The organism is Bradyrhizobium sp. U87765 SZCCT0048 (assembly GCF_018131225.1).
GTDB lineage: Bacteria > Pseudomonadota > Alphaproteobacteria > Rhizobiales > Xanthobacteraceae > Bradyrhizobium_A.
Genome location: NZ_JAFCMM010000004.1, coordinates 217,175 through 239,026, shown reverse-complemented (window position 1 = coordinate 239,026; position 21,852 = coordinate 217,175). Strand labels below are relative to the sequence as shown.

Below are 21,852 nucleotides of genomic sequence, written 5' to 3'. Positions count from 1 at the left end.
GCTGGCACGGACGAATGCAGGCGGCGCCGCAACGTGGACGGCGCGGTTACGTCGCCGAACCGTCCGCCTCGTCAAGATGATCGTCGAACAGGCTGCTGGTCATCACAGCGACTTCGGTGCGATTGCGCGCGTTCAGCTTCTTCATGATGTGGCGGATGTGAACCTTGACGGTGCTCTCGCGCATGTTGAGCTCGTAGGCGATCTGCTTGTTGGCCTTGCCGCGATGCAAGGCCTCGACCACCATGATCTGTCGCGCCGTGAACATGCTGTTGCCATTAGCCGCGGAATCCCGACGCGAAGCCAGCAGGCTCGAGACGGGGACGAACGTGCCGCCGGCCTCGACCAGGCGCACCGCCTCGATCGCCACGCTGAACGCCATGCTGGTTGGAATATAGCCGCGAACGCCCTTTTCCAGGGCCTGCATGATGCGATCGCCGTCCTCGACATCTGAAACAACGATCACCGGAACGGCCACCGAGATGCGGCCGAGCATATCGACCTCGTCGAAGGAATGATTGCCGTTGCGCCGGCGCCCCTGCATGAAGAGCAGGACGACCGACGGCAGCGGACCATCGCCGTGGCGATCCAGCCAGGTTGCGAGAGTGGGGAACGCCAGAACCGCATGATGCGCGTAGGCAAGCTGCAGTCCCTGCACCAGACAATCGCGCACCAGCACGCGTTCGCCGATCACCACGATCGTCGGCGGCAAACTCTCTTCATCCTGCCCGCGTCGGCGTGCGACCAGTTCATCGAGTCGGGCGGCCAGAAGTTCGGCGTCCGCCGCTTCCTGTGGACCTGGCGAGGGCGGACGAGTCGCACGCACATGCGCGAGCGCTCCCGGCAAACGCGCATTACCCTGTCCGTATGCGCCGGCGTCGACATGAGCGACGCCGGCGGCATGGATGCGCCGTCCGGCATCCTGATTGACCATGCTGCGTGGCGAGGGACCTGAACGGGCCGCGGCGGCGCCCTGTCGGAGATGCGGTGAAGCGAGCACAGACGCCTTCGGTCTGATTTCGTTGAGCTGCGGCAGCGTGCGCAGAGGTTCGGACGGCTCGATCCTTCCCGCGGCCGCGCAATCGAACGCGCGCGATTGAATGGCCTTGTTATCAGCGATACTCATGCGGCACCCCCTCACACACAGACACACATGAACACGGCTGCGCCTCGACACCCATCTTCGCCGTGCATCCGTCCCTCGATTCACCTCCCTGCTGCCGTGGTCCGATTCAGGCTTGTGACGGCTCGCGCTCTTATGTCTTCTCAGCCATCGCCTCGGCTCGGCAGACCACTTCTCCGAATAGCGCATTTTATTAGATTACATATGACAGACTATACCAAAGCGATCTCCGGCGAAACGCATTGGCGCGTTTCGAACGTCGCGTGCGCGCGAACAACGATTGCGATATCAGGGATACGGCTTTGCCAGCGGAAGTTGCGCTACATATGCGTCGAACGTATCGCTCCATATCGCAGTAACCGCAACGCGGCGATCGATCTGCCCGGCGACATCGTCGCCGGATACGACATCATCGACGCCGACCATACCGTGCCATTCCTCGCCATTTACTGCCGCACCGCCGAACAGATGCCGGTCAAGCACGAGCGCGTGCTGCTGCCCGAGTTCGAACTGCCTGTGTCGCGCCGTATCCAGCAGAAGCGTTTCTTCTCCGACGGGGACATGCGCCACTCCCGTGATCTCGTGCCAGGCCTGCGACTGGACGCTGCAAAGAGCCTCGTTCTGCAACCACACAACCTTGCGCCTGGCGGTGATCGTGATCAGCATCACCATGAAGCCGACGAGATAGGGATCGAGCCACGCGCTGTCGGGGATTCCGTTCAGGCGCGTGCGGCTGCCCTCGACCAGCGGCGCGAGCGCGGTCACCGCGGCCTTGCGAGCTGTGCGGATCGCCGCGGCGGAAAAGGCGCGACGCAACATGTGCTGCCTCCTTTCACTGGCGACTCACTGGCGTAATCGACAACGCCACTGACCTTGTGTTCCGGCTCCCGCTGCGCGAGCATACGGCCTGCCCCGCGGCATCACCGGCCGTGCCGGTCCGTGCCCGAACAGGCGAGGAGCATCTCGATGGCCGCGAGCCGGTTGCCACCCAAGCCCGACTTCGCGGCCCTCGAGGCGGCGGCACCGCGGACTGCCGACCGTCGAACCCTCGTGCTGTCGCTGATCGGCAACCTCGTCGCCAACTGGTCCAACAACGAAAGCCTCTTCATTTACGTGCTGATGCTGCTGCTTGGCACAGACCAGGCATCCGCGGCACTCGTATTCGCTACGCTCAACACGACCCGCGCGCGGCTCGATCTCATTCAGCGGCTATCCAGGATCAAAATCAAGGACAAGCTGCTGGCGAAGCAACTGGATCAGCTGATCGACCGCTTCAACGAGGGGACACAGATACGCAACGAACTCAACCACTGCATGTACGTCTTCGACGGTCTCGGAGAAATCGTCCAGACACAGTCGATGCGCATCATACAGACGCGACGCGATCTGAAATTCGGCGAGACAAAGGCCGTCGACGATGTTCGCATCAAGGAAATGACCAACGCTGCGCACGAGATGGAGCGCATCAACCGCGACATCTGGGACTTCCTGCCGCGTCTCGAGTCTCACCTGCGTTGACGCTCCCCCCTGTCGACGGAGTTAGAGGCCTACGCCTTCCGCAGTACTCTTCCATCAAAACCTCGCAATCGGAAGGATCGCCATTCCTCCGATTGCCACACGCCAACGTCCGCACGGGCAGCTATCGGCGCCACACCGTATGCGAGAGGCTTTCATCCGCGAGCCCGGCCATTCCGGACGGCGCCCGCAGCCGGGAATCCCGGCAGCAGCCGCATCGTTGTCCGCAGAAGCCCGCAGACGCAGAAGATCAGCGTGCTTGTGACGGCTGACGGTGCTCCAACCGACAGGAGCCCATCATGGGTAAGCCGAAGAACAAGTACGATCCGACCCAGAATCAGGATCAGGCGCAGGCCAATCTGCAGGGCCAGTTGCAGGGCCAGGGACAGGGCCAGCTCAATCTGCAGGGGCAAGGCCAGGGACAGGGCCAGGGTCAGTCCGAAGCCCAGACCGCCGCCCAGTCGCTGCAGTCCAGCAGCGATAACTGGAACGGCAACGCCAACGGGAACGGCAATCTCAACGGCAACGGCAACTTCAATGGCAACCTGAACGCCAACGACAACAAGAACAGCAACAGTGCCGACAACAAGCTCAGCAACGGCGTCGACAACAAGCTCGACAACGGCATTCACAACACCGTCGACAACAAGGTCGACAACACCGTCAATACCTGCGTCGACGTCAAGATCGATATCGGCATCAGCGCGAGCGGCCTGAGCGCCCCCGTCAACGACTTGCACGGCATGCACGACTTCAGCGACTCGCTGGTGATGCCGCAATCCGTGACGCAGACGCTCAACGGTGACGGCGGCATGTTCAACATCGACCAGATCAACAACCTGGTCAACAACGGCACCGTGACCGATCCGTCCGTCTCGTACACCGGCTCCGGTGATCCCTGTATTCCGAGCTCCGGCTTCCACATGGACGCCAAGATCACCGGCGGCGAAGCCAAGGTCGACAGCTCTCACACCGGCGACGTCGCGGGCGCCAACGCCTCCGGCATTACCGCTTCTGCGGCAGCGACGCTGACCCAGGAGGCCTTCGTGCAGACCATTACGCTCGGGGCGAACATCCAGTTCAACAGCCTCACCGTGAGCAACGCGGGCCACGACTTCACTGACAGCCACAACGCAAGCTGACCCCTCAACATCGGACCTGCGCGGCCTCCGCCGCGCAGGTCACCCCCTTTCTCGACGTGTTGCGCATGTCATCTCCGGACGTGCGCCGGGAATAACCTGAACGGGCGGCACGGCAGGTGCGTCCGACCCAGGAGGTTGCCATGGTGCCCGGCGGCATTACCGAAGCGATCTGGCACTTCTCCGGATACATCCATCTGTTCACGGACATCGCCCGCGAGAGGGCGCAGCTCGACGACGGCGCCCTGCGCAATGCCGCCGACGACTACACCATCAAGCTGTCCTATTTCGACGGCACGCCGGTCGAGGATGAGCTTTCGACGGCGCCGGTCCACCCTCCGCAAGGCCTGCCTGAGGACCCGGAGATCCATCATGGCGCCCCGATCAAGCACTTTCACGCCCCGGAGGATGCCGACCCCGAGACATCCCCGCTGCCGCACCTCTTTCCCTATCAGCCGCTGCTCTCCTCTGCGGCAGGCATAGCCGGTGGCTCGAGCTTCGTGATTTCCGTGACCCACCAGACAGGTGGCGATCAGGGACTCGCCGAAATTCACCAGGTCAACGTCATGGACAACGACGGCACCCTGTCCGTGTCCTCGTCGAACCCCGAACTCGTTGCAATGCTGTCGCACGAAATGGGCAACGCCTTGGACGCCATGATCGCCGGCGTCGACGAGGCGCTGCCCGCGGCCTGGAACGTGCCACAGGACACGACCGCCGCAGCCGCGTTCGCCGCCGCCCATGACCAGGCCTGGAGCCAGAGCGGCGGCCACGCTGACGCACATGCCGTCAAGGCGGGATACTATCTGAACGGCGTCGCGCAGGACCCGTCACTTCCTCCTCCCGACGAGGCGCCGCTGCCGACCCCGGCGTCACTGCCGACATTGCCTCATACGCTCGGACAATGGGCTTTCGACGGTGGCAACACCAGCATCAACGCCGCGAGCATCGTCGATCTCGCCACTTCAGCGCACACCATGATCGTGCTCGGCAACTATTACAGCACCGACGCGATCTTCCAGACCAATTCCTATATTAACAACGACCACATCACTCTCGCCGGCGGACTGTCGACGTCGATCACCACCGGCGGCAACATCGCAACGAATATCGCGGACTTTGTCCAGCACGACGGCGTCTACGCGTCACTGCCGAGCTATTATGCCGGCCCGCACTGGAACGTCACCGTCGTCAACGGCGACTTCTACAACGTCAATACGCTGGTTCAGACCAACTATCTCTCCAACAACAACATCACCATCCAGCAGAGCTCGGATACCCAGTACGAGGTCCGGGCGGGCGGCAATCAACAGGAGAACCTCGCCCAGATCACCAATGGCGGTTTCAACTATGACCTGATCATCGTCAATGGCGGTTACAACAGCATGAATGTGATCTTCCAGAACAACATTCTGCTGAACAACGACATCATCAAGATGGCAAGCGACGGCGCCAACTCGACCCAGACCGTCGATACCGGCGGCAACCATCTCACCAACAGCGCCACCATCGAAAATTACGGCGGCAACAATTTCGAGCCTTACGGCGCGTCGCTCCAGAGCATCGTCAATACCGTGCAGTCGGGCGCAAGCCAGCTCGACCCCTCGCTGGGCAGCCTCATCTCCGGCGATGGCGGCACGTTCCGCGTGCTGTACGTCACGGGCAACTACTACGACATCAACGCGCTGTGGCAGACCAATGTAATTTCGAACGCCAACGTGGCCCTGCAACTGCTGGATCCAGCGTCGTCGGGACCGCTATCGTTCTACAACACGGGAGCGGAAAACCAGTCCGTTTCGACCGGCAACGACGTGCTGGCCAACGACGCCGCGATCATCAATGTCGGCCCGACGAAGGCCAGCGTCGCCGGGCAGGTTTACGGCGACACAATCCTGATCCAGGCGAATCTCGTCTCCCTGAGCAGCGATCACGTGACGCAGGTCACCCCCCAGACACTGGTACCGGAGCTGATCGCCTTCATTGGCGAGACTGAAGCGACCACGCCCGCCACGACGGCGCAGCCGGTAACCACCATTCCGATTCATGAAGATCCGCTGGCAAGCATGACTCATTGACGATGCCTTCCACGGCATGGGGCGGATCGGGAGGGCAAGATCGAATGGCTGAGGAGATCTGCACATGAGCGCGCAGGGGAACGAGACGCCCCCGTCCGTGCCGCGCCACGGCGGCGGGCTGGACCCTTCCACCAACGTTCTACAGTTTGGATTGAGATCACCGCGGCCCGAGGCAATGACCTCGACAATCCCGGCCTCCGAACCGGCCGCGACGCCTTCCGTGTCGGATGTGCCACGGCGCCTCGATATCGGCTCTCCATCGCGGCAACCACCGTCATCCCCACAGCAGGCGGCGCCCGCGCAGGCCACGACCACCGCAGAGCGCAGCTCCGACGCGCCCCGCACGTCGGCTGCTCCGTCACCGACGGCAGACACCTCGCATGGCAGCGGCACCATCGGTGGCAACAGCGGGGGTGGCGGCGGCGGCAAGGGCAACGGCGGCGGCCCGCCGCAGTTGCACCGCCGTTCGAACGACAGCGAATTCCGCGACGTTCTCGGCAGCGGCCTGCAGGCCGCGCGCCGCAACCTGATCACCGTCGGCGTGTTCTCGGTTGCGGTCAATCTCCTGGTGCTGTCGATCCCGATCTATCTCTTCAATATGTCGGATCGCGTGCTCACCAGCCGCAGCGTCGACACGCTGATCGTGCTGACATCCATCGTCATCTTCGCAATCGCTGCACACGTTCTCATGGACATGATGCGGCGCTATATCCTGATGCGCATCGCCGTCGAAACCGAAGCCAAGCTCGGCGGCCCGGTGCTGAGCGCGGCCGCGAAGGCCGCGCAGAACGGCTCGAGCCGCGAATTCCAGACCCTCGCCGATCTTCAGCACCTGCGCTCGTTCATCACGGGACCGGTGCTGTTGACCATTTTCGACACGCCGGTGGCGCCAGCCTACCTCGCCGTGGTCTTCCTGATCCACCCGCAACTCGGTCTCATCGTGCTGGCATCCGGCATCCTGCTGTTCATCGTCGCGATGATCAACCAGCGCATCACTGCGCTGCCGTTTATCCGCGCCAATGCATTCGGAACCCGCGCCAACCTGCAGGCCGAAGCCATGGCGCGGAACGCGCAGGTCATCAATGCCATGGGCATGATTCCCGAAGGCGTCCAGGTCTGGGGGCAGGATACGGTCGAATCTCTCAAGGCGCAGGTCGTCGGACAGGATCTCAATATCCTGATGACCGGCATCTCCAAATTCCTGCGGCTTTGCACCCAGATCGCGATCCTCGGCTGGGGCGCGTGGCTTGCGCTCGACAACCAGCTGACCGGTGGCATGATCATCGCCGCCTCCATCGTCGCGAGCCGCGCGCTGGCGCCGCTCGAAGGCACCATCGAAGGCTGGCGCCATCTGGTCCAGGCCCGCTCGGCCTATGCCCGCATCCGCACCCTGTTGCAGAACTCGCCGCTCAATCTCGAGCGGCTGCGGCTGCCCCGTCCCGAGGGCCACCTTTGCGTCGAGCGCATTCTCTATGTCCCGCCGCCGACGAAAAAAGTGATTCTCAACGGCATCAGCTTCCAGCTCGAACCGGGCGAATCCCTTGCCATCGTCGGCCCATCGGGCACCGGCAAGACCATGCTCGCCCGCATGCTGGTCGGCTCGATCATGCCGACCGCGGGCAATGTCCGGCTCGACATGATGGACCTGCGCAACTGGGACCCGCGGCAATTCGGCGAGAGCGTCGGCTATCTGCCCCAGGACGTTCAGCTGTTCCCCGCCTCGATCAAGGCCAACATCGCCCGCATGCGCGAGGACGCCCGCGACGAAGACGTGTTCGACGCGGCGGAGACCGCGGACGTTCATCAGATGATCTCGGAATTCTCGCAAGGCTATGAGACCGTCGTCGGCATGGACGGCAGTCCGCTATCCGGCGGACAGCGCCAGCGCATCGGCCTCGCGCGCGCGTTTTACGGCAATCCGAAACTGCTGGTGCTCGACGAGCCCAACGCCAATCTCGATGCCAGCGGCGAGCAGGCGCTGGCCCGCGCGCTGATCCGCGCCAAACAGAAGCGGATGACGGTGGTGACCGTGACGCAGCGCCCGGCCCTGCTGCGCAGCGTCGACAAGATCATGATCCTGCAGAACGGCGCTGTGCAGGCTTTCGGCGATCGCGACGAGATGATCCCGCTGCTCGGCGGCCGCAAGCCAGCGGGCGGACCGTCCGATGGACCGCCGATCATCGACAGCTGACCGGACCGCAAGCGAGGTATTCCGCCATGAAGCTTCCGATCACCTTTCGCAGGACGCGCCCCCCCCAGCCGCCGGCGACCACCGATCTGCCGCCCTGGCACGCCTCGCTGCCGCGCTCCACCCGGCTGCCGACCATCGGCGGCATCGTCATCATGGCCGCGACCGTGATGGGCTTCGGCGTGTGGGGCAACACCGCACCGATCGCAGGCGCGGTCGTCGCGTCCGGCGTGTTCGTGGCCACCGGCCAGAACAAGACGATCCAGCATCTCGAAGGCGGCGTGATCAAGGAGATCATGGTGCATGAGGGCGACATCGTCGAGCCCGGCCAGACCCTGCTCGAGCTCGATCCGACGACGGCCCAGGCCGAACTGCGCCGCCTGTTCCTGCGCAGCACACGCCTGACCGCCATGGACGTCCGCCTGCAGGCCGAAGTCCGCGAGGACGAGGCGATCCGGTTTCCGATGGAGCTGACCATCGCCGCCGAGGATCCCGAGGTGAAGGCCATCATCGGCACCCAAGTCCTCACCTTCACCGCCCGACGCAACAACCTCAAGAGCGACATCGCCAGCATCGATGAGGGCATCAAGGCCCTGAACGAGCGCATCGCCGGCTCGCGAATCCAGCTCGACGGCGTGCAGCGCCAGATCAAGTTCGTCGAGGAGGAGGTCGGCGAGAAGGAATACCTGCTGAGAAGCGGCCTCGTCCGCAAGCCCGAGGTGCTGTTGCTGCAGCGGACCCAGGCCAATCTCGAAGGCGAGGTCGGCCGCATCATGGGCGACATCGGCGACGCCAAGGAACGCATCGCCAGATCGCAGGAACAGATCAACGGCGTCCGCAAGACGGCGATCAAAACCGCGGTCGAGCAACTGCACGAGGTGCGCGGCGAACTCGCCGACGTCAACGAACGCATGCTGACGGCACGCGGCGTCCTCGGGCGCACCACCATTACCGCGCCGGTCAAGGGCGTTGTGGTGAAGCTGCGCTACCACACCCAGGGTGGCGTGGTCGAGCCGGGGAAGCCGATCATGGAGTTGCTGCCGCTGCAGGAGGAACTGGTGATCGAGGCACGCGTGCGCCCCCAGGACATCGACAGCGTCAAGCATGGCCAGCACGCCATGGTGCGCCTGACGGCGCTCAGCCAGCGCGTCACGCCGATGATCTCCGGCGATGTCGTCTATCTCTCGGCCGACACGCTGGCCGACGAACGCAAATCCATGCAGGTGGGGCCGACCGATATCTATCTCGTGCGCGTCCGTCTGAACAAGACCGAGGCCTCGGCGATCTCCGGCTTCAGCCCGACCCCGGGGATGCCCGCAGAGGTCTACATCAAGACCGCCGAGCGCACGTTCTTCCAGTACATCACCAAGCCGATCCACGACAGCATCGCCCGCGCCTTCAGGGAGCGCTGACGCCACGAGGAGAAGATCCATTGCGTATCGACGTCATTGACACGGTAGACGCCTTCTTCCGGCTCAAGGAGGACTGGAATGCGGTGTACGACACCGATCCGGATGCCCAACTGTTCCTGTCGTGGGACTGGCTCGCCGGATGGCTGCCGCATCTTGCAAGTCCTTGGCTGGTGCTGGCTGCACGCGACGATCGCACCAGCACGGCCCCCTACGTGGCATTCTTCCCGTTGCGTATCGAGGTCAAGGCCGACAGGACAGGCCACTTGACCAACGAGCTGAAGATGGGTGGAAGCTATGCTGCGGACTACACAGGGCTGATCGCACGCCCGGACGTGGAGGCCCGCGCCATTGCCGCCTTCGCGCGCCATATCAAGCAGATGCGCTGGGCGACCTTCAACATCGACAACTTCCGCGGCTCGGCGCTGCGCGTCCGCCAGTTGATGGCGCATTTCTCGTCGGCGTCATTCGCCGCGACCGCGCTCGATCGCATCAACAAGCAGGATCAGATCGACAATACGATCTGCCCCTATGCGTCGCTGCCGCCGGACTGGGACATGTATCTCGACACGCTCAGCGCCAACACCCGCCAGAAAATCCGCCGCTTCCTCAAGCTCGCCGACGCCGGTGGCCCGTACCGCATCACCCATGCGACAACCGACACGATCCAGGCCGACCTGCGCATGCTGCTGAAATTCTGGGAGATCAAATGGCGCCCCCGCAAGGGCCATCTTGTCGACACCCTCGTCCAATCCAATTTTCTGATGCTCGCGCGCAGCTTCCAGCGCGGCCTCGTGCATCTGCCGGTGCTGTGGCACGGCGACCGTCCGCTGGCCGCGCTCGCCACCCTCGTCGACCCCCGCAAGAAGACGTTCCTCTTTTACATCACCGGCCGGGACGAGACGTTCGAGGGTCCCCCGCCCGGCCTCATCCTGCATGGCCACAGCATTCGCTACGCCATTGCCAACGGCTACCGCTGCTACGACTTCCTGCGCGGCAACGAGCGCTACAAATATTCGTTCGGCGTCCGGGAAGAGCGGCTCCACTGCCATGTCGTTTCGACCCGCGACCATCGCAATCTCGGCGGCAAGCTCGATCCGCGGGCGCTCGCGGATGCACTCAAGCTCGCGACCGAACGGCATCAGGCCGGCAGGCTCGCCGAAGCGGAGACCGGCTACCGCCAGATTCTCGACGTCGCGCCACGCGACGACAATGCGCTGCATCGCTACGGCCAGTTGCTCGCCGCCCGCGGCCATCATCCCGCCGCCAAACGCATCTTTGCACGCCTCGCCGAAGTGCGCCCGGACGTTTACAAGCCGTGGCTCGGGCTCGCCGAGGCCTGCGAAGCGCTCGAGCAGTTCGCTGAAGCGGCGGATGCCTATCGCGAGGTCGCGCGTCTGCAGCCAGCTGTCCCGGACATCGCCGGCCGGCTCGGTCGTGCGCTGTTCAGGGCCGGGCGCGTCGACGAAGCGCACCATGTGCTGGAAGCCGAGGCGCGAGCACCTGTCACGGACCACGGTATTCAATGGCCAGCCGATCTTCCCGCGCCACCGCGATCGCCGGGCAGCGCATCACCGACGCCTCTTCTTTCGGTCTGATCTGCGCCCCGTCATGTCCTCCTCATGCGCGCAGAGCGCGCATGGCCACGTCGATGCACTCCGACAGTTGCCGTTCTCAACAAAACGACGCGAGAACGTGATGTCACGACCGCTCGCCCGTTGCGCCGGACCGCCAAGCTGCCTTAAGACTTGAAGCGGATGGGTGCCCGAGATCATGAAGAACGGTCTCTATTCGCTACACGTCAAGACGCTTGACGGACATTTCGGCAAAGGCAGCGGTGTCCTTGTTTTGCGCGACGGCACGTTGCTCGGCGGCGATGCGTTCCTGTACTATACTGGCAGCTACACGTGCGACGGCACGGTGCTGAAGGGAGAGCTGCTGGTCGACCAGCACACCCAGCCGCACGACGTCGCGCCGCTGTTCGGCGGCCGTCCCGTGAGCATCGGCTTTTCCGGCAAGATCGGCGACACGGAATCGACCATCGGCGGCACCGCGCTGTTCGGCAAGCAGAGCATCCGCCTCACGGCGACGCTGCGCCGCGTCGCCGATCTCGACTGAGCGCGCGGCGTCAGACTTCGCCCTGACGGATCATCTCGGGCAACAGGGCGGGCGATCCCTCGTGGCGCGCTTCGGCCTCGCGGATCAGCGCCACGATCCGGCGCGACAGCGGCACCGGCAGATCGTGATGCTCCGCCAGGGCGATGATCTCGCCTTGCAGATAGTCGATCTCGGTCTTGCGGTCGCGCTGCAGATCCTCCCACATCGACGACCTCGCCTGCGGATCGATCCGGATCATGGCGCCGGCGATGGTGCGGAACAGGCGGTCTGGCAGCCGCAGTATCGGCGGCGTCCATGACGGCGGCAGCGGCGTGGTCGACACCGCCGTAATGCCCGCGGCCTTCAGGACCACCAGCGCCTCGGCGATCTGATCGGCCAGCAGCATGCGCCAGGGGCGCTGCGACAGCTGGTCCCGCAACGGCAGGTTGGACAGCGCATTGAGCGCGTTGTTGAGATTGACCAGCAGCTTGCCCCACTGCACGCCGACGATGTCTGCACGGGAGCGAAACGGCAGGCCCACCGTCGACAGCCGCGCCGCGGTGCCGGCCGCATCCGCCGCGATGACAATGTCGCCGGACGTCGAGCGGTGAAAATGCCCCCCGCCCATCGCCACCACGTTGAACGGCACCATGCCCGCGAGCACGGGCTGTTTGAGGCGCTGCGCCAGCACCGGCGTATTGGCGATGCCATTCTGGAGACTGACGACCACGGCATCCGGCCGCGCATGAGCGGCAACAGTGATCGCCATGCCGGCGGTGTCCGCACTCTTGACGCACACCAGAATGATGGCCGCCTCACGCAGGATCGCGGCATCGTCCGACACCTTGATCTCGCGCGCGGCGACCCGCCGGTCGCCGCCGTCGAAGCTCGTCAGCCAGAGCCCCTGCGCCGCGATCTCGTCGACAAGACGCGGCCGGGCGAGCAGTCCGACCCGGAGCCCAGACGCCGCCAGCATGCCACCGACATAGCAGCCGATGCTGCCCGCGCCGGCGATCACGATCCCGTCTGCAGCCGCCATCCTGCCCAACTCCCCTTGCCGCCCGGACCGCCAGCCGCGCCGGCCGCATTGATCGGCGGAGGCGCCACGGCTTCGGAACCAACCTGAACGCCAGCCAAACAACGGCCGATTCGCCGCAAAATATCCCCCCGCCGGCCCGTCTTGTCACCTTCACGCGAGCTTACTACTCTTTCGGTCCAAGGGCTGATGACCGACACAGGAGAGCATCATGGGCTTACTCGACATTCTGAACGGCATGCAGAATGGCCCTCGCGGCCCCAGCAGCCCCAGTGATCCCGGCAAGAGCAGCGGCGGCATGTCGCCGCTGACCATGGCGATTCTCGGCCTTCTGGCCTACAAGGCCGTGAAGTCGATCAGTGGCGGCCATTCGACAGCGGCACCTGCCGGCGCACCGCCCGCACCGACCCCGGCCTCCCTGCCCGGCGGTAACGCGGGCGGACTCGGTGGCGGACTCGGTGGCGGACTTGGCAGTGCGCTCGGCGGTGCACTTGGCGGCAGTGGCGGCGGTCTCGGCGACCTGTTGAAGGGTGGTCTCGGTGGCCTGCTGGCCGGCGGCGCGGCCGGCACAGTTCTCAGCGGCGGTCTCGGCGATCTGCTCAAGCAGTTCCAGGACAATGGCCACGGCGACACCGCAAATTCGTGGGTGAGCGCAGGCCCCAACAAGGCGATCTCGCCGGGCGACCTTGCCAACGCCCTCGGCGCCGACCAGATCAGCGAGCTCAGCTCGCAGACCGGCCTGTCTCGCGAAGACCTGCTTCAGGGTCTCAGCCAGCACCTGCCCGAAGTCATCAATCAGCTCACGCCGAACGGCCGGCTGCCGACGTCGGACGAGGCGTCGCACTGGTAACAACTTGCCGACCGGCGCAGGAACTGCGCCAGCGCCGGTCGGCTACCGTATTCCCCGAGACCATTTCGCACCCGACTTCCTCGACAGGAGAGGCATCACCATGGGCGGCATTATCTGGATCGTCATTGTCGGCTTCGTCGCCGGGATTATCGCGCGGCTGCTGTCGCCCGGCCCCAACAATCCGTCGGGCTTCATTCTCACCACCGTGCTCGGCATCGTCGGCGCGTTTCTCGCCACCGCCGTCGGCCAGTGGATCGGCCACTATGGCCCCGATCAGGGCGCCGGCTTCATCACCGCAACCATCGGCGCCATTGTCGTGCTGTTCATCTGGAACCGGCTGGTCGCCGCGGGCGTGATCCCCGACCGCACCGGTTCGCGCTGACCCGATCGAGCCCGACGCGCCCCTCAGGGCGCGTCGGCACGACTGGTGTCATGTGGCCAGATGCATGCCGGCGTCCATGCGCACCAGTTCGCCGGTCATATGCCCGGACTGAGGTCCCGCCAGGAAACACACCAGTTCGGCGATATCCTGCGGGCTGGACGCGACACGCAGCGGAACCTTCTGCTTGACCATGTCGCGCACGCGCTGGGCACCCTCCGCGCCGCGCCCCTTCTCGAACCACGGCGTATCGATATAGCCCGGACACACCGCGTTGACGCGGATCAGCGGCGCGAGTGCCCGCGCCAGCGACAGGGTCATGGCATTCAGCGCACCCTTGCTCGCGACATAGGCCAGCGACGAACCGATGCCGGTGAGCCCCGCGATCGACGACACGTTCACCACCGCCGACGCGCGCTGGCGTTCATGCGCTGCGGCTTCCAGCAGCCCCCGCGCGGCCCGCACCATCTGGAATGGCCCGATGGTGTTGACGCCGTAGATGCGCTGGAAGTCGTCCGCCGACAGCTGATCGAGCAGCGCATGTTCGACATGCTTGGTGGTGCCCGCATTGTTGATCAGCACATCGAGACCGCCCCACGGCGCCGCCGCCTGCGCGATCCGCACACAATCCTCGTCGCGCGACACGTCGCCCTGCACCACGACCACTTCGGCGCCCGCGGCGCGACACGCCTCCGCGGTCTGCTCCGCCTCGCTGCGGCTCGATGCATAGTTGATCACGAGACGCGCGCCGGTCTGCGCCAGCTTCAGCGCCGAGGCCGCACCGAGGCCCGATGCCGAGCCCGTCACGATCGCCCGCAATCCGTCTGTCGACATTCACCCAACTCCCGAAAATCCCGCGCTTCGCACGCGCCTTGTGATGATCACACCAGGCTAGCGTCCGGACAGCGGCAGGAACAGCCCCCTTGCCAAACCGCTCGGCGGAATATGCCCCGCACGCGGAATTCGCTCATGTCCGCAGTGCAGGTGGCGTTGCGATCCGCCGTGCTTGTCAGCTCCCGGGCTTTTCCGCATCATGCCGGCAACACAATGGAGACGACGTCCCGACGGGACGGATGAACGTCTCCTGTCGGAGGATTCGTGCCGGAGCCAGAGAACATCGTCGTCGATACGGCGACACGCATCTTCAACGATCTCGCTGATGCGCAGAGCATCATCCAGGCGCGCGATGCGCGCTGGACGCAGCCGCTGTGGCAGGCCCTGAGCGACGCCGGTCTCACCCTCGCGTGGGTGCCGGAGAACTGCGGCGGATCGGGTGCCGATCTCGCCGACGGATTTGGCGTGATCCAGGCCGCCGGCCGCGCCGCGCTCGCCGTGCCGCTTGCGGAAACGCTCATTGCCGGCTGGCTGCTCGCGCAGGCTGGGCTCGCATCGCCATCCGGTGCCATGACGGTCGCGCCGGCGACGCCAGGCGACCGGATCGCCATCGCACGCGACGGCACGCTCAGCGGCCGCGCCCGTCGGGTGCCGTTCGCACGAGATTCCGGGCATATCGCGGTGTTGGCCGACGGTCCGGCGATCGCGCTTGTCGCGACATCCGCCTGCCGCGTGACCGAAGGCGAAAATCTCGCCGGCGAGCCATCCAGCACGGTCGTCTTCGATGGAGCCGTCGCGGTCGCCCGCGCCGCCGCGCCGCAGGGCTGCGATACGGCGCGCCTGCTGCAGATGGGCGCGATCGTCCGCAGCCTGCAAATGGCCGGTGCTCTCGAAACCGCGCTCGAGATCACCGTGCGCTATGCCAATGAGCGCGTCGCATTCGAGCGCCCGATCTCCAAGTTCCAGGCCGTGCAGCACAACCTCGCCCGGCTCGCCGGCGAGGTCGCTGCGGCCGTGACCGCGGCAAGCTCGGCCGCGGATGCGTTCGCCCACGGTGCAAGCGGCGATGCGCTGCTGCTGGAGGCCGCGGCCGCCAAGATCCGCTGCGGCGAAGCCGCCGAAGCGGCGAGCGCCATCGCCCACCAGGTGCACGGCGCCATCGGCTTCACCAGCGAACACATCCTGCATCGCTTCACGCTGCGTGCGCTCGGCTGGCGCGATGACTTCGGCCACGAGAGCCATTGGGCCGTGACGCTCGGCCAGCGTGTCGCCGCGCTCGGCGCCGACGACCTCTGGCCGCTGGTGGCCGCGCGATGAGCCGGTCCCTCGCCCCACATCTTCCGATCTTTGCGTCCCGGGAGCGCGCGTCATGACCGCTGCACTGCGTTTCGATCCCATTCGCCTGCCGCCGGAGTGCGAGAAGCTGCGCCGGGATGTGCGCGCTTTCCTCGCCCAGGAGATCGCCGCCGGCGCCTTCGATCCGCACCGGCCCCAGACCGAAGACGTCGACGTTCCCGGTTTCAGCGAGCGGGTCGGCGCCCGTGGCTGGATCGGCATGACCTGGCCGAAGAAATATGGCGGCCATGAGCGCAGCTTTCTCGAACGCTATGTCGTGACCGAGGAGATGCGCGTCGCCAATGCGCCGACGCGCCGTTTCTTCGTCGCCGACCGCCAGAGCGGCCCGGTGCTGCTGAAATACGCCTCCGAACGCCTCAAGGCCGACATCCTGCCGCGGATCTGCCGCGGCGAGGTGTGCTTCGCGATCGGCATGAGCGAGCCGAACTCCGGCTCCGACCTGTTCGCGGCCAAAGCCAGGGCGACGCGCACCGACAGCGGCTGGCGCCTCAACGGCACCAAGATCTGGACGACGTCGGCCCATATCGCCGACTACATGCTCGGCATCTTCCGCACGTCGCCGCCGACCAAGGAAAACCGTCGCCACGGCCTCACTCAGTTCCTGATCGACATGAAGGCGCCCGGCATCACCGTCAACCCGATCGGGCAGATCACCGGCCGCCACGAGTTCAACGAGGTGGTGTTCGAGGATGTCGTGCTGCCCGAGGACCACGCCCTCGGCGAGATCGACGGCGCCTGGAAGCAGGCGACCAGCGAGCTCGCCTACGAGCGCAGCGGCCCGGAGCGCTTCCTTGAAACCCACTACGTGCTCACCGAACTGGTCCGGGCGCTGGGACCGACGCCCGACGTGCGCGGCACCGAGGGCATCGGACGGCTGGTGGCGCAGCTCCACACCATGCGGCGGATGTCGGTGTCGGTCGCCGGCATGCTGCAGGCCGGCAAGGAGCCGGTGGTCGAGGCCTCCATCGTCAAGGACATCGGCACCGTCTGGGAGCAGCAGCTGCCACAGCGCGTGCGGACGCTCGCCGCGTTCGTCGAGCCCGACGCCTCCAACCACGAGACCCTCAGCCGGCAGCTCGATTTCGCCATCAAGCTCGCCCCCAAGCTGACCATCCAGGGCGGCACCACCGAAGTGCTGCGCGGCATCATCGCGCGCGGGCTCGGCCTGCGCTGACACCACGACCATCGATCGGAGAACACGCATGAGCAGCACCACGGGCCTCGACATCGCCCTGGAACAGACCGGCTTCGTCACCACCATCGAGATCCGCCGGCCCCCGCTGAATTTCTTCGACATCCAGCTGATCCGGCAGATCGCCGACGCCCTCGACCGCATCGACGACGACCCGGCGACCCGTGCCGTGGTGCTGGCGGCGCAGGGCAAGGCCTTCTGCGCCGGCGCCAATTTCGGCGATCCGGCGCGCCAGGAGACGGCGCCGGCCGTGGACACCGGCCAGGGCCGCGACCCCGCCACCAATCTCGGCGAGATCAGCCATCTCTATCTCGAGGCGGTGCGGATCTTTCGGGCCAGGAAACCGATCATCGCCGCCGTGCACGGCGCCGCGATCGGCGGCGGCCTCGGCCTTGCGATGGCTGCGGACTTTCGCGTCACCTGCCCGGAGGCGCGCTTCTCCGCCAATTTCACCAAGCTCGGCTTCCATCCGGGCTTCGGCCTGACGGTCACGCTGCCGGAAGCGATCGGCCGCACCAACGCCGAGCTGATGTTCTACACCAGCCGTCGCGTCACCGGCGAGGAAGCGCTGAGGATGGGGCTGGCCAGCGTGCTGGTGCCGCAGGACCAGGTGCGCGCGGAAGCGATCAAGCTGGCCAGCGAGATCGCCGAATGCTCGCCGCTCGGCGTCGTCTCCACCCGCGCGACCGTGCGCCGCGGCCTCGCCGACCGCGTCAGAACGGCGACCGAGCACGAACTCGCCGAGCAGACCCGGCTGCGTGCCACCGAAGACTTCCGCGAGGGTGTGAAGGCCACGGAAGAACGTCGCGTGCCGAACTTCAGGGGGCGCTGATCCCGCGCCTGCCGGCTCAGGAGGCCGGCAGCGCCGCCACCATCAGGGCGTCGAGCACCGCAACGCCCTCGCCATCACGATGAACGACGACCGGATTGATCTCGATCTCCGCCACCACTTGCCGCAACGAGGCCGCGAGCTGCGACACCTGAGCGATCAGGTGCGCCAGCGCCCCGATATCTGCCGGCGCGGCGCCGCGAAAGCCGTGGAGAAGGCGCACCGACTTCAGCTCGCCGATCATGACCTCCGCCTCGCGCGGGCTGACCGGCGCGGGCCGATAGACAACATCGCGGAACAGCTCGGTGGCAATGCCGCCAAGGCCGACCATGATCATCGGCCCGAAGGTCGCATCGCGCACCGTGCCGACGATCATCTCGACTCCTGGCTGCGCCATCGGACCGACCAGCACGCCGAGCAGATGAGCATCCGGACAGTGGCGCCGGGCGCTCTCCAGCAGTTCATCGTAGGCCCGCTCCGCCGCAGCGACATCGCGGATATCGACCTTGACACCGCCAACCTCGCTCTTGTGGGCAATGCTGCGCGACTGGATCTTCATCACCAGCGGAAATCCGATTTGCGCCAGCGCATCCGGCAGCTCGCTGCGGTTTCGCACCAGCACCTCCCGCGGCATCGCGATGCCGCAGTCGCGCAACAGCTGCTTGCTCTCGTACTCCGACAGGCTGCCGGACAGGCCTTCCAGCAGGCTGGCCGCGGCGATCTCTCCCGCAGCCCGCACCGGCGGCGTCAGCACCGGCACGAAGGCCGCCCGCCGAACCATGGCGCCTGCAGCGCGGCCGAGCGCTGCAAGGCCGGAAAAGACCACGATGCCCGCCTCGCCAAGACCGTCGCGCGCGAACTGCGACGGCAGGGTGTAGCTGTGGATCAGGATCGGCTTGCGCGCCGCATCCACCACCGGCTTGATTTCGGACACCTTGAGCGGCATCCGCGTCTCGCTCGACAGCGACAGCACCACCACGATGAGGTCGATCTCGTCGCAGTGCGTCAGCCGCTCGACGATCCGCTGCAGCCCACCGCTATGCACGGCCTGCGCGGTGATATCGACGGGATTGCGCGGCGAGCCATAGGACGGAATCGACGCCTGGATTTCAGACTGGAGAAGCGGCGACAACTCCGGAATCGACAACCCCTCGCCGGCGAGGGTGTCGGCGACCCAGGCGCCCGCGCCCCCCGACACCGTCACGACGGCAACGCGGTCACCCCGCGGCCAGGGATTGGAGGCGAAGGCGGCGGCGATCGCCACGGCTTCATCGATGTCGTGTGCGGCGATCAGGCCGTACTTGGCGAACACCGCGTCGTAGGCGGCATTCCAGCCCGCCATGCTGGCGGTGTGCGAGGCCGCCGCGCGCTCGCCCGCGCTGGTCCGCCCGACCTTGGCGACGATCACCGGCTTGCCGACCTCCGCTGCCCGCCGCGCCGCGGCCTCGAACGCCGCTACGTCGCGAATCCCTTCGATGAACAGCAGGATGACGTCGGTCGCTGCATCCTGCACCAGATAGTCCATCACCTCGCCAGTGGCGAGGTCGGCCTCGTTGCCGGTGCTCATGACATAGCTGACAGCGACGCCCATGGCCTTGGCGCGGTTGTAGATCGCAAAGCCGATGCCGCCACTCTGCGCGACGATGCCGATCCGCCGCCGTGTCGCGACCAGGCGCGGCATGTCCGGCCGCACGTCGACGGTCGGGCTGAAGGTCGCCGCGACACGCCGGATCTCGTTGTAAAAGCCTTCGGCATTTGGACCGGAGACGCGCATGCCGGTCCGGCGGGCGAGATCGGCGATGTCGCGCTGGACACCGGCGCTGTCGCCACCTCCCTCGGCGAAACCGGACGAAATCACCACGGCATTGCGCACGCCCGCGGCGGCGCATTCCTCGAGCGCGGCAAGAACCTGTTGTGCCGGGATGACCACGATCGCGAGATCGACCCGATGGCCGATCGCAGCGATGGACGGAAAGCAGGGCAGACCGTCGATCTCGTCGTAGCGAGGATTGACCGGATAGATCCCGCCCGCATAACCGTTCCGCCGCAGGAACGCGAGCAGCATGCCCGGGATTTTGGTAGCATCGCGTGACGCGCCGATGATCGCGATGCTCCCTGGAGAGAAGAAGCTGTCGAGCGGATGCGCGGGCGTCGCGGAGGAATTCGGGCTCATCGGTCTCAGTCCTTGTTCTTGTCGTTGTCGTCGGGCGTCACCTGACGCTGCCCTCGCATGCCGCGATCATGAGGCTTCGCTTTCCGCGGCGGCACGCCAGCTGAGCGTGATGCCACCAATCTCCAGGCTGTGGCCGGCCACCGCATGGCCCCGCGCCAGCGCCGTGCGTGCGATCGCGGCGCTGTCCGCCACCTCGACCGTCAGCCCGCTCAGGCATTCGACCGGCCCGGTCTGGAAACACAGGCGGGCCGGAGCCACATCGATCATCGACGCGCCAGCCCCGGTTTCGCCGACCGGCAGATCGAGAATGGCGCCCCAGTGCCGGGCGAGATCCGCCGGCTGCGGGCTCGCGAAATCGACCTGCACGAGGCGGCGAGTCGTGGCGGTGTCGATGAAGGTGTGCCAGTACGGTCCGGCAGGCGGATAGGGACCGCGCGGATCTTCGCCGCCGTTGGTGTGGTTGAACTCGATGAAGGCCGCGCGGCAGTCACGGGGATGCAGTTGCACCCCGAGATAGGGCGGCCGGTCGATGACATGGGCAACCCGGACGCCGAGACGTTCAGCATGGGCACGGCGCGCCGCGGGATCGGCGCAGGAGAAGATCGCCATGTAGCCACCGCGACCGTGCGTTTTGTCCAGAAAGCGTCCCGCTGCCGTTCCCGCGGTGACCGGCGCCACCACTTCCAGCAGCACGGTGTCGATCGGCATCAGCGCGTTGGCGAGGCCATAATGGCCGACATGGGGATCGCGATAGCACACGGCGAGCCCGAGAATCGCCGCAAGATCCTCGACCACGGCCTCGAGCTGCGGCGCGACCAAACAGATCTGCCGCAGCCGGAGATCCGATGCCACGGCTCAATACCCCCTGAAGACCGCCGCGCGCTTCTCGACGAAGGCCTTCGCCGCCTCCTTGTGATCCGCCGTGTCGGAGCACCGCGAATGGTGCAGTGCCTCGCCATCGAAGCACGCCTCGAGCGACTGATGCTCGGCATTGTTGATGTTCTTCTTGATGTAGCCATAGGTCACGGTCGGCCCCCGCGCCAGCGACATCGCAAGATCACGGGCCGCGGCATCGATCTCGGCATCAGACACCACGCGATTGACCATGCCCAGCGCCAGCGCCTCGTGCGCGGTGAGCACCGGCGACAGCAGGTAGAGTTCGCGCGCCTTTGCGCTGCCAAGCAACTGGGTGAGGAAATAGGTGCCGCCATAGTCCCCGGAATAGCCGACCTTGGCGAAAGCCGTGGTGATCTTCGCCGAAGCCGACGCCACGCGCAGATCGCAGGCCAGCGCGATCGACAGGCCCGCGCCGGCCGCGGCCCCATCGATCTGGGCGACCACCGGCTTTGCCATGATATGCAGCAGGCGCGAGACCTCCATGCCACGGCGCAATTGCGTCACCTTGGCTTCGAGCGACGGCGTCTCTGTCGCGCTGGCCATCGCCTTGACATCGCCGCCGACACAGAACGTTCCGCCCGCGCCCTTGAGCAGCACGGCGCGCACGTCCGCATCCTCTGCGGCCCGGCGCGCGGCCTCGACAAGACCGCGGCTCATCTCGGCATTGAGCGCATTGCGCCGCTCGGGGCGGTTCATCGTGATGGTCAGAAGACCGTGCTCGAGCTGCTGCAGGACGATGTCGCTCATCAGGATGCTCCTTCCA

19 protein-coding genes are annotated in these 21,852 nt (G+C 65.9%); 12 read left to right on the top strand and 7 right to left on the bottom strand.

Annotated features, from left to right (window positions below):
* Window positions 1-46: 46 nt before the first annotated feature.
* Window positions 47-1,123: a LuxR C-terminal-related transcriptional regulator gene (locus tag JQ639_RS23860; protein ID WP_249123796.1), complete on the bottom strand. Its 1,077-nt coding sequence runs from the start codon at window positions 1,121-1,123 to the stop codon at window positions 47-49.
* Window positions 1,124-1,408: 285 nt separating this feature from the next.
* Complete coding sequence (locus JQ639_RS23855; RefSeq protein WP_211967624.1) at window positions 1,409-1,939, bottom strand: hypothetical protein; 531 nt, start codon at window positions 1,937-1,939, stop codon at window positions 1,409-1,411.
* A 147-nt stretch (window positions 1,940-2,086) separates the two neighbouring features.
* Here JQ639_RS23855 and JQ639_RS23850 point away from each other — a divergent pair, with 147 nt between their 5' ends.
* From JQ639_RS23850 to JQ639_RS23820, 7 genes are all read left to right on the top strand, one after another.
* Entirely contained in the window at window positions 2,087-2,638 is a 552-nt protein-coding gene (locus tag JQ639_RS23850) for a hypothetical protein (protein WP_211967625.1), read from the top strand.
* A gap of 296 nt (window positions 2,639-2,934) precedes the next feature.
* On the top strand, window positions 2,935-3,777 hold the full coding sequence (locus tag JQ639_RS23845; RefSeq protein ID WP_211967626.1) for a hypothetical protein: 843 nt from the start codon (window positions 2,935-2,937) through the stop codon (window positions 3,775-3,777).
* A 140-nt stretch (window positions 3,778-3,917) separates the two neighbouring features.
* Entirely contained in the window at window positions 3,918-5,849 is a 1,932-nt protein-coding gene (locus tag JQ639_RS23840) for an autotransporter outer membrane beta-barrel domain-containing protein (protein ID WP_211967627.1), read from the top strand.
* A 220-nt stretch (window positions 5,850-6,069) separates the two neighbouring features.
* A complete protein-coding gene (locus JQ639_RS23835) occupies window positions 6,070-8,040 on the top strand; it encodes a type I secretion system permease/ATPase (RefSeq protein ID WP_371745144.1) in 1,971 nt (656 codons plus the stop codon).
* A gap of 26 nt (window positions 8,041-8,066) precedes the next feature.
* Window positions 8,067-9,449, top strand: coding sequence for an HlyD family type I secretion periplasmic adaptor subunit (locus tag JQ639_RS23830; protein WP_211967628.1), 1,383 nt, complete (start codon window positions 8,067-8,069; stop codon window positions 9,447-9,449).
* A gap of 20 nt (window positions 9,450-9,469) precedes the next feature.
* Complete coding sequence (locus tag JQ639_RS23825; protein ID WP_211967629.1) at window positions 9,470-11,044, top strand: GNAT family N-acetyltransferase; 1,575 nt, start codon at window positions 9,470-9,472, stop codon at window positions 11,042-11,044.
* A 175-nt stretch (window positions 11,045-11,219) separates the two neighbouring features.
* Window positions 11,220-11,564: a GrlR family regulatory protein gene (locus tag JQ639_RS23820; protein WP_211967959.1), complete on the top strand. Its 345-nt coding sequence runs from the start codon at window positions 11,220-11,222 to the stop codon at window positions 11,562-11,564.
* A 10-nt stretch (window positions 11,565-11,574) separates the two neighbouring features.
* Here JQ639_RS23820 and JQ639_RS23815 read toward each other — a convergent pair whose 3' ends face one another.
* Entirely contained in the window at window positions 11,575-12,582 is a 1,008-nt protein-coding gene (locus JQ639_RS23815; RefSeq protein ID WP_211967630.1) for a 2-dehydropantoate 2-reductase, read from the bottom strand.
* Window positions 12,583-12,790: 208 nt separating this feature from the next.
* On the opposite strand from JQ639_RS23815, the gene JQ639_RS23810 reads away from it, so the two are divergent.
* A complete protein-coding gene (locus JQ639_RS23810) occupies window positions 12,791-13,429 on the top strand; it encodes a YidB family protein (protein ID WP_211967631.1) in 639 nt (212 codons plus the stop codon).
* Between the two features lie 100 nt (window positions 13,430-13,529).
* Window positions 13,530-13,811, top strand: a complete 282-nt coding sequence (locus tag JQ639_RS23805; RefSeq protein WP_211967632.1) for a GlsB/YeaQ/YmgE family stress response membrane protein — start codon at window positions 13,530-13,532, stop codon at window positions 13,809-13,811.
* Window positions 13,812-13,859: 48 nt separating this feature from the next.
* On the opposite strand, the gene JQ639_RS23800 is transcribed toward JQ639_RS23805, so the two are convergent.
* Window positions 13,860-14,642, bottom strand: a complete 783-nt coding sequence (locus JQ639_RS23800; protein ID WP_211967634.1) for an SDR family NAD(P)-dependent oxidoreductase — start codon at window positions 14,640-14,642, stop codon at window positions 13,860-13,862.
* A 264-nt stretch (window positions 14,643-14,906) separates the two neighbouring features.
* Here JQ639_RS23800 and JQ639_RS23795 point away from each other — a divergent pair, with 264 nt between their 5' ends.
* Genes JQ639_RS23795 through JQ639_RS23785 form a run of 3 tightly spaced genes read left to right on the top strand, consistent with a single transcriptional unit; the run spans window position 14,907 to window position 18,022 of the window.
* Window positions 14,907-15,959, top strand: a complete 1,053-nt coding sequence (locus tag JQ639_RS23795) for an acyl-CoA dehydrogenase family protein (protein ID WP_211967636.1) — start codon at window positions 14,907-14,909, stop codon at window positions 15,957-15,959.
* A 52-nt stretch (window positions 15,960-16,011) separates the two neighbouring features.
* Window positions 16,012-17,172 carry an acyl-CoA dehydrogenase family protein gene (locus tag JQ639_RS23790; protein WP_211967638.1) on the top strand — a complete coding sequence of 387 codons (1,161 nt, stop codon included), beginning with the start codon at window positions 16,012-16,014 and terminating at the stop codon, window positions 17,170-17,172.
* A gap of 28 nt (window positions 17,173-17,200) precedes the next feature.
* Window positions 17,201-18,022 (top strand): enoyl-CoA hydratase/isomerase family protein, encoded by an 822-nt coding sequence (locus JQ639_RS23785; protein WP_211967640.1) that lies wholly within the window; start codon window positions 17,201-17,203, stop codon window positions 18,020-18,022.
* A 16-nt stretch (window positions 18,023-18,038) separates the two neighbouring features.
* Here the strand turns inward: JQ639_RS23785 and JQ639_RS23780 are convergent, their stop codons facing one another.
* The 3 genes from JQ639_RS23780 to JQ639_RS23770 form a co-directional block, all read right to left on the bottom strand.
* The gene (locus JQ639_RS23780) at window positions 18,039-20,192 is read right to left on the bottom strand and encodes an acetate--CoA ligase family protein (protein WP_211967642.1); all 2,154 of its coding nucleotides are present in this window, start codon (window positions 20,190-20,192) and stop codon (window positions 18,039-18,041) included.
* 66 nt (window positions 20,193-20,258) lie between these two features.
* Window positions 20,259-21,044 carry a VOC family protein gene (locus tag JQ639_RS23775; protein WP_211967644.1) on the bottom strand — a complete coding sequence of 262 codons (786 nt, stop codon included), beginning with the start codon at window positions 21,042-21,044 and terminating at the stop codon, window positions 20,259-20,261.
* 3 nt (window positions 21,045-21,047) lie between these two features.
* Entirely contained in the window at window positions 21,048-21,836 is a 789-nt protein-coding gene (locus JQ639_RS23770) for an enoyl-CoA hydratase (protein ID WP_211967646.1), read from the bottom strand.
* Window positions 21,837-21,852 lie beyond the last annotated feature (16 nt).

What these genes read in the sequence shown, in the direction of transcription:
- JQ639_RS23770 (WP_211967646.1), bottom strand. Translation starts at nt 21,836, where the DNA reads ATGAGCGACATCGTCCTGCAGCAGCTCGAGCACGGTCTTCTGACCATC.
- JQ639_RS23785 (WP_211967640.1), top strand. Translation starts at nt 17,201, where the DNA reads ATGAGCAGCACCACGGGCCTCGACATCGCCCTGGAACAGACCGGCTTC.
- JQ639_RS23845 (WP_211967626.1), top strand. Translation starts at nt 2,935, where the DNA reads ATGGGTAAGCCGAAGAACAAGTACGATCCGACCCAGAATCAGGATCAG.
- JQ639_RS23780 (WP_211967642.1), bottom strand. Translation starts at nt 20,192, where the DNA reads ATGAGCCCGAATTCCTCCGCGACGCCCGCGCATCCGCTCGACAGCTTC.
- JQ639_RS23830 (WP_211967628.1), top strand. Translation starts at nt 8,067, where the DNA reads ATGAAGCTTCCGATCACCTTTCGCAGGACGCGCCCCCCCCAGCCGCCG.
- JQ639_RS23860 (WP_249123796.1), bottom strand. Translation starts at nt 1,123, where the DNA reads ATGAGTATCGCTGATAACAAGGCCATTCAATCGCGCGCGTTCGATTGC.
- JQ639_RS23850 (WP_211967625.1), top strand. Translation starts at nt 2,087, where the DNA reads ATGGCCGCGAGCCGGTTGCCACCCAAGCCCGACTTCGCGGCCCTCGAG.
- JQ639_RS23815 (WP_211967630.1), bottom strand. Translation starts at nt 12,582, where the DNA reads ATGGCGGCTGCAGACGGGATCGTGATCGCCGGCGCGGGCAGCATCGGC.
- JQ639_RS23810 (WP_211967631.1), top strand. Translation starts at nt 12,791, where the DNA reads ATGGGCTTACTCGACATTCTGAACGGCATGCAGAATGGCCCTCGCGGC.
- JQ639_RS23805 (WP_211967632.1), top strand. Translation starts at nt 13,530, where the DNA reads ATGGGCGGCATTATCTGGATCGTCATTGTCGGCTTCGTCGCCGGGATT.
- JQ639_RS23790 (WP_211967638.1), top strand. Translation starts at nt 16,012, where the DNA reads ATGACCGCTGCACTGCGTTTCGATCCCATTCGCCTGCCGCCGGAGTGC.
- JQ639_RS23800 (WP_211967634.1), bottom strand. Translation starts at nt 14,642, where the DNA reads ATGTCGACAGACGGATTGCGGGCGATCGTGACGGGCTCGGCATCGGGC.
- JQ639_RS23855 (WP_211967624.1), bottom strand. Translation starts at nt 1,939, where the DNA reads ATGTTGCGTCGCGCCTTTTCCGCCGCGGCGATCCGCACAGCTCGCAAG.
- JQ639_RS23840 (WP_211967627.1), top strand. Translation starts at nt 3,918, where the DNA reads ATGGTGCCCGGCGGCATTACCGAAGCGATCTGGCACTTCTCCGGATAC.
- JQ639_RS23820 (WP_211967959.1), top strand. Translation starts at nt 11,220, where the DNA reads ATGAAGAACGGTCTCTATTCGCTACACGTCAAGACGCTTGACGGACAT.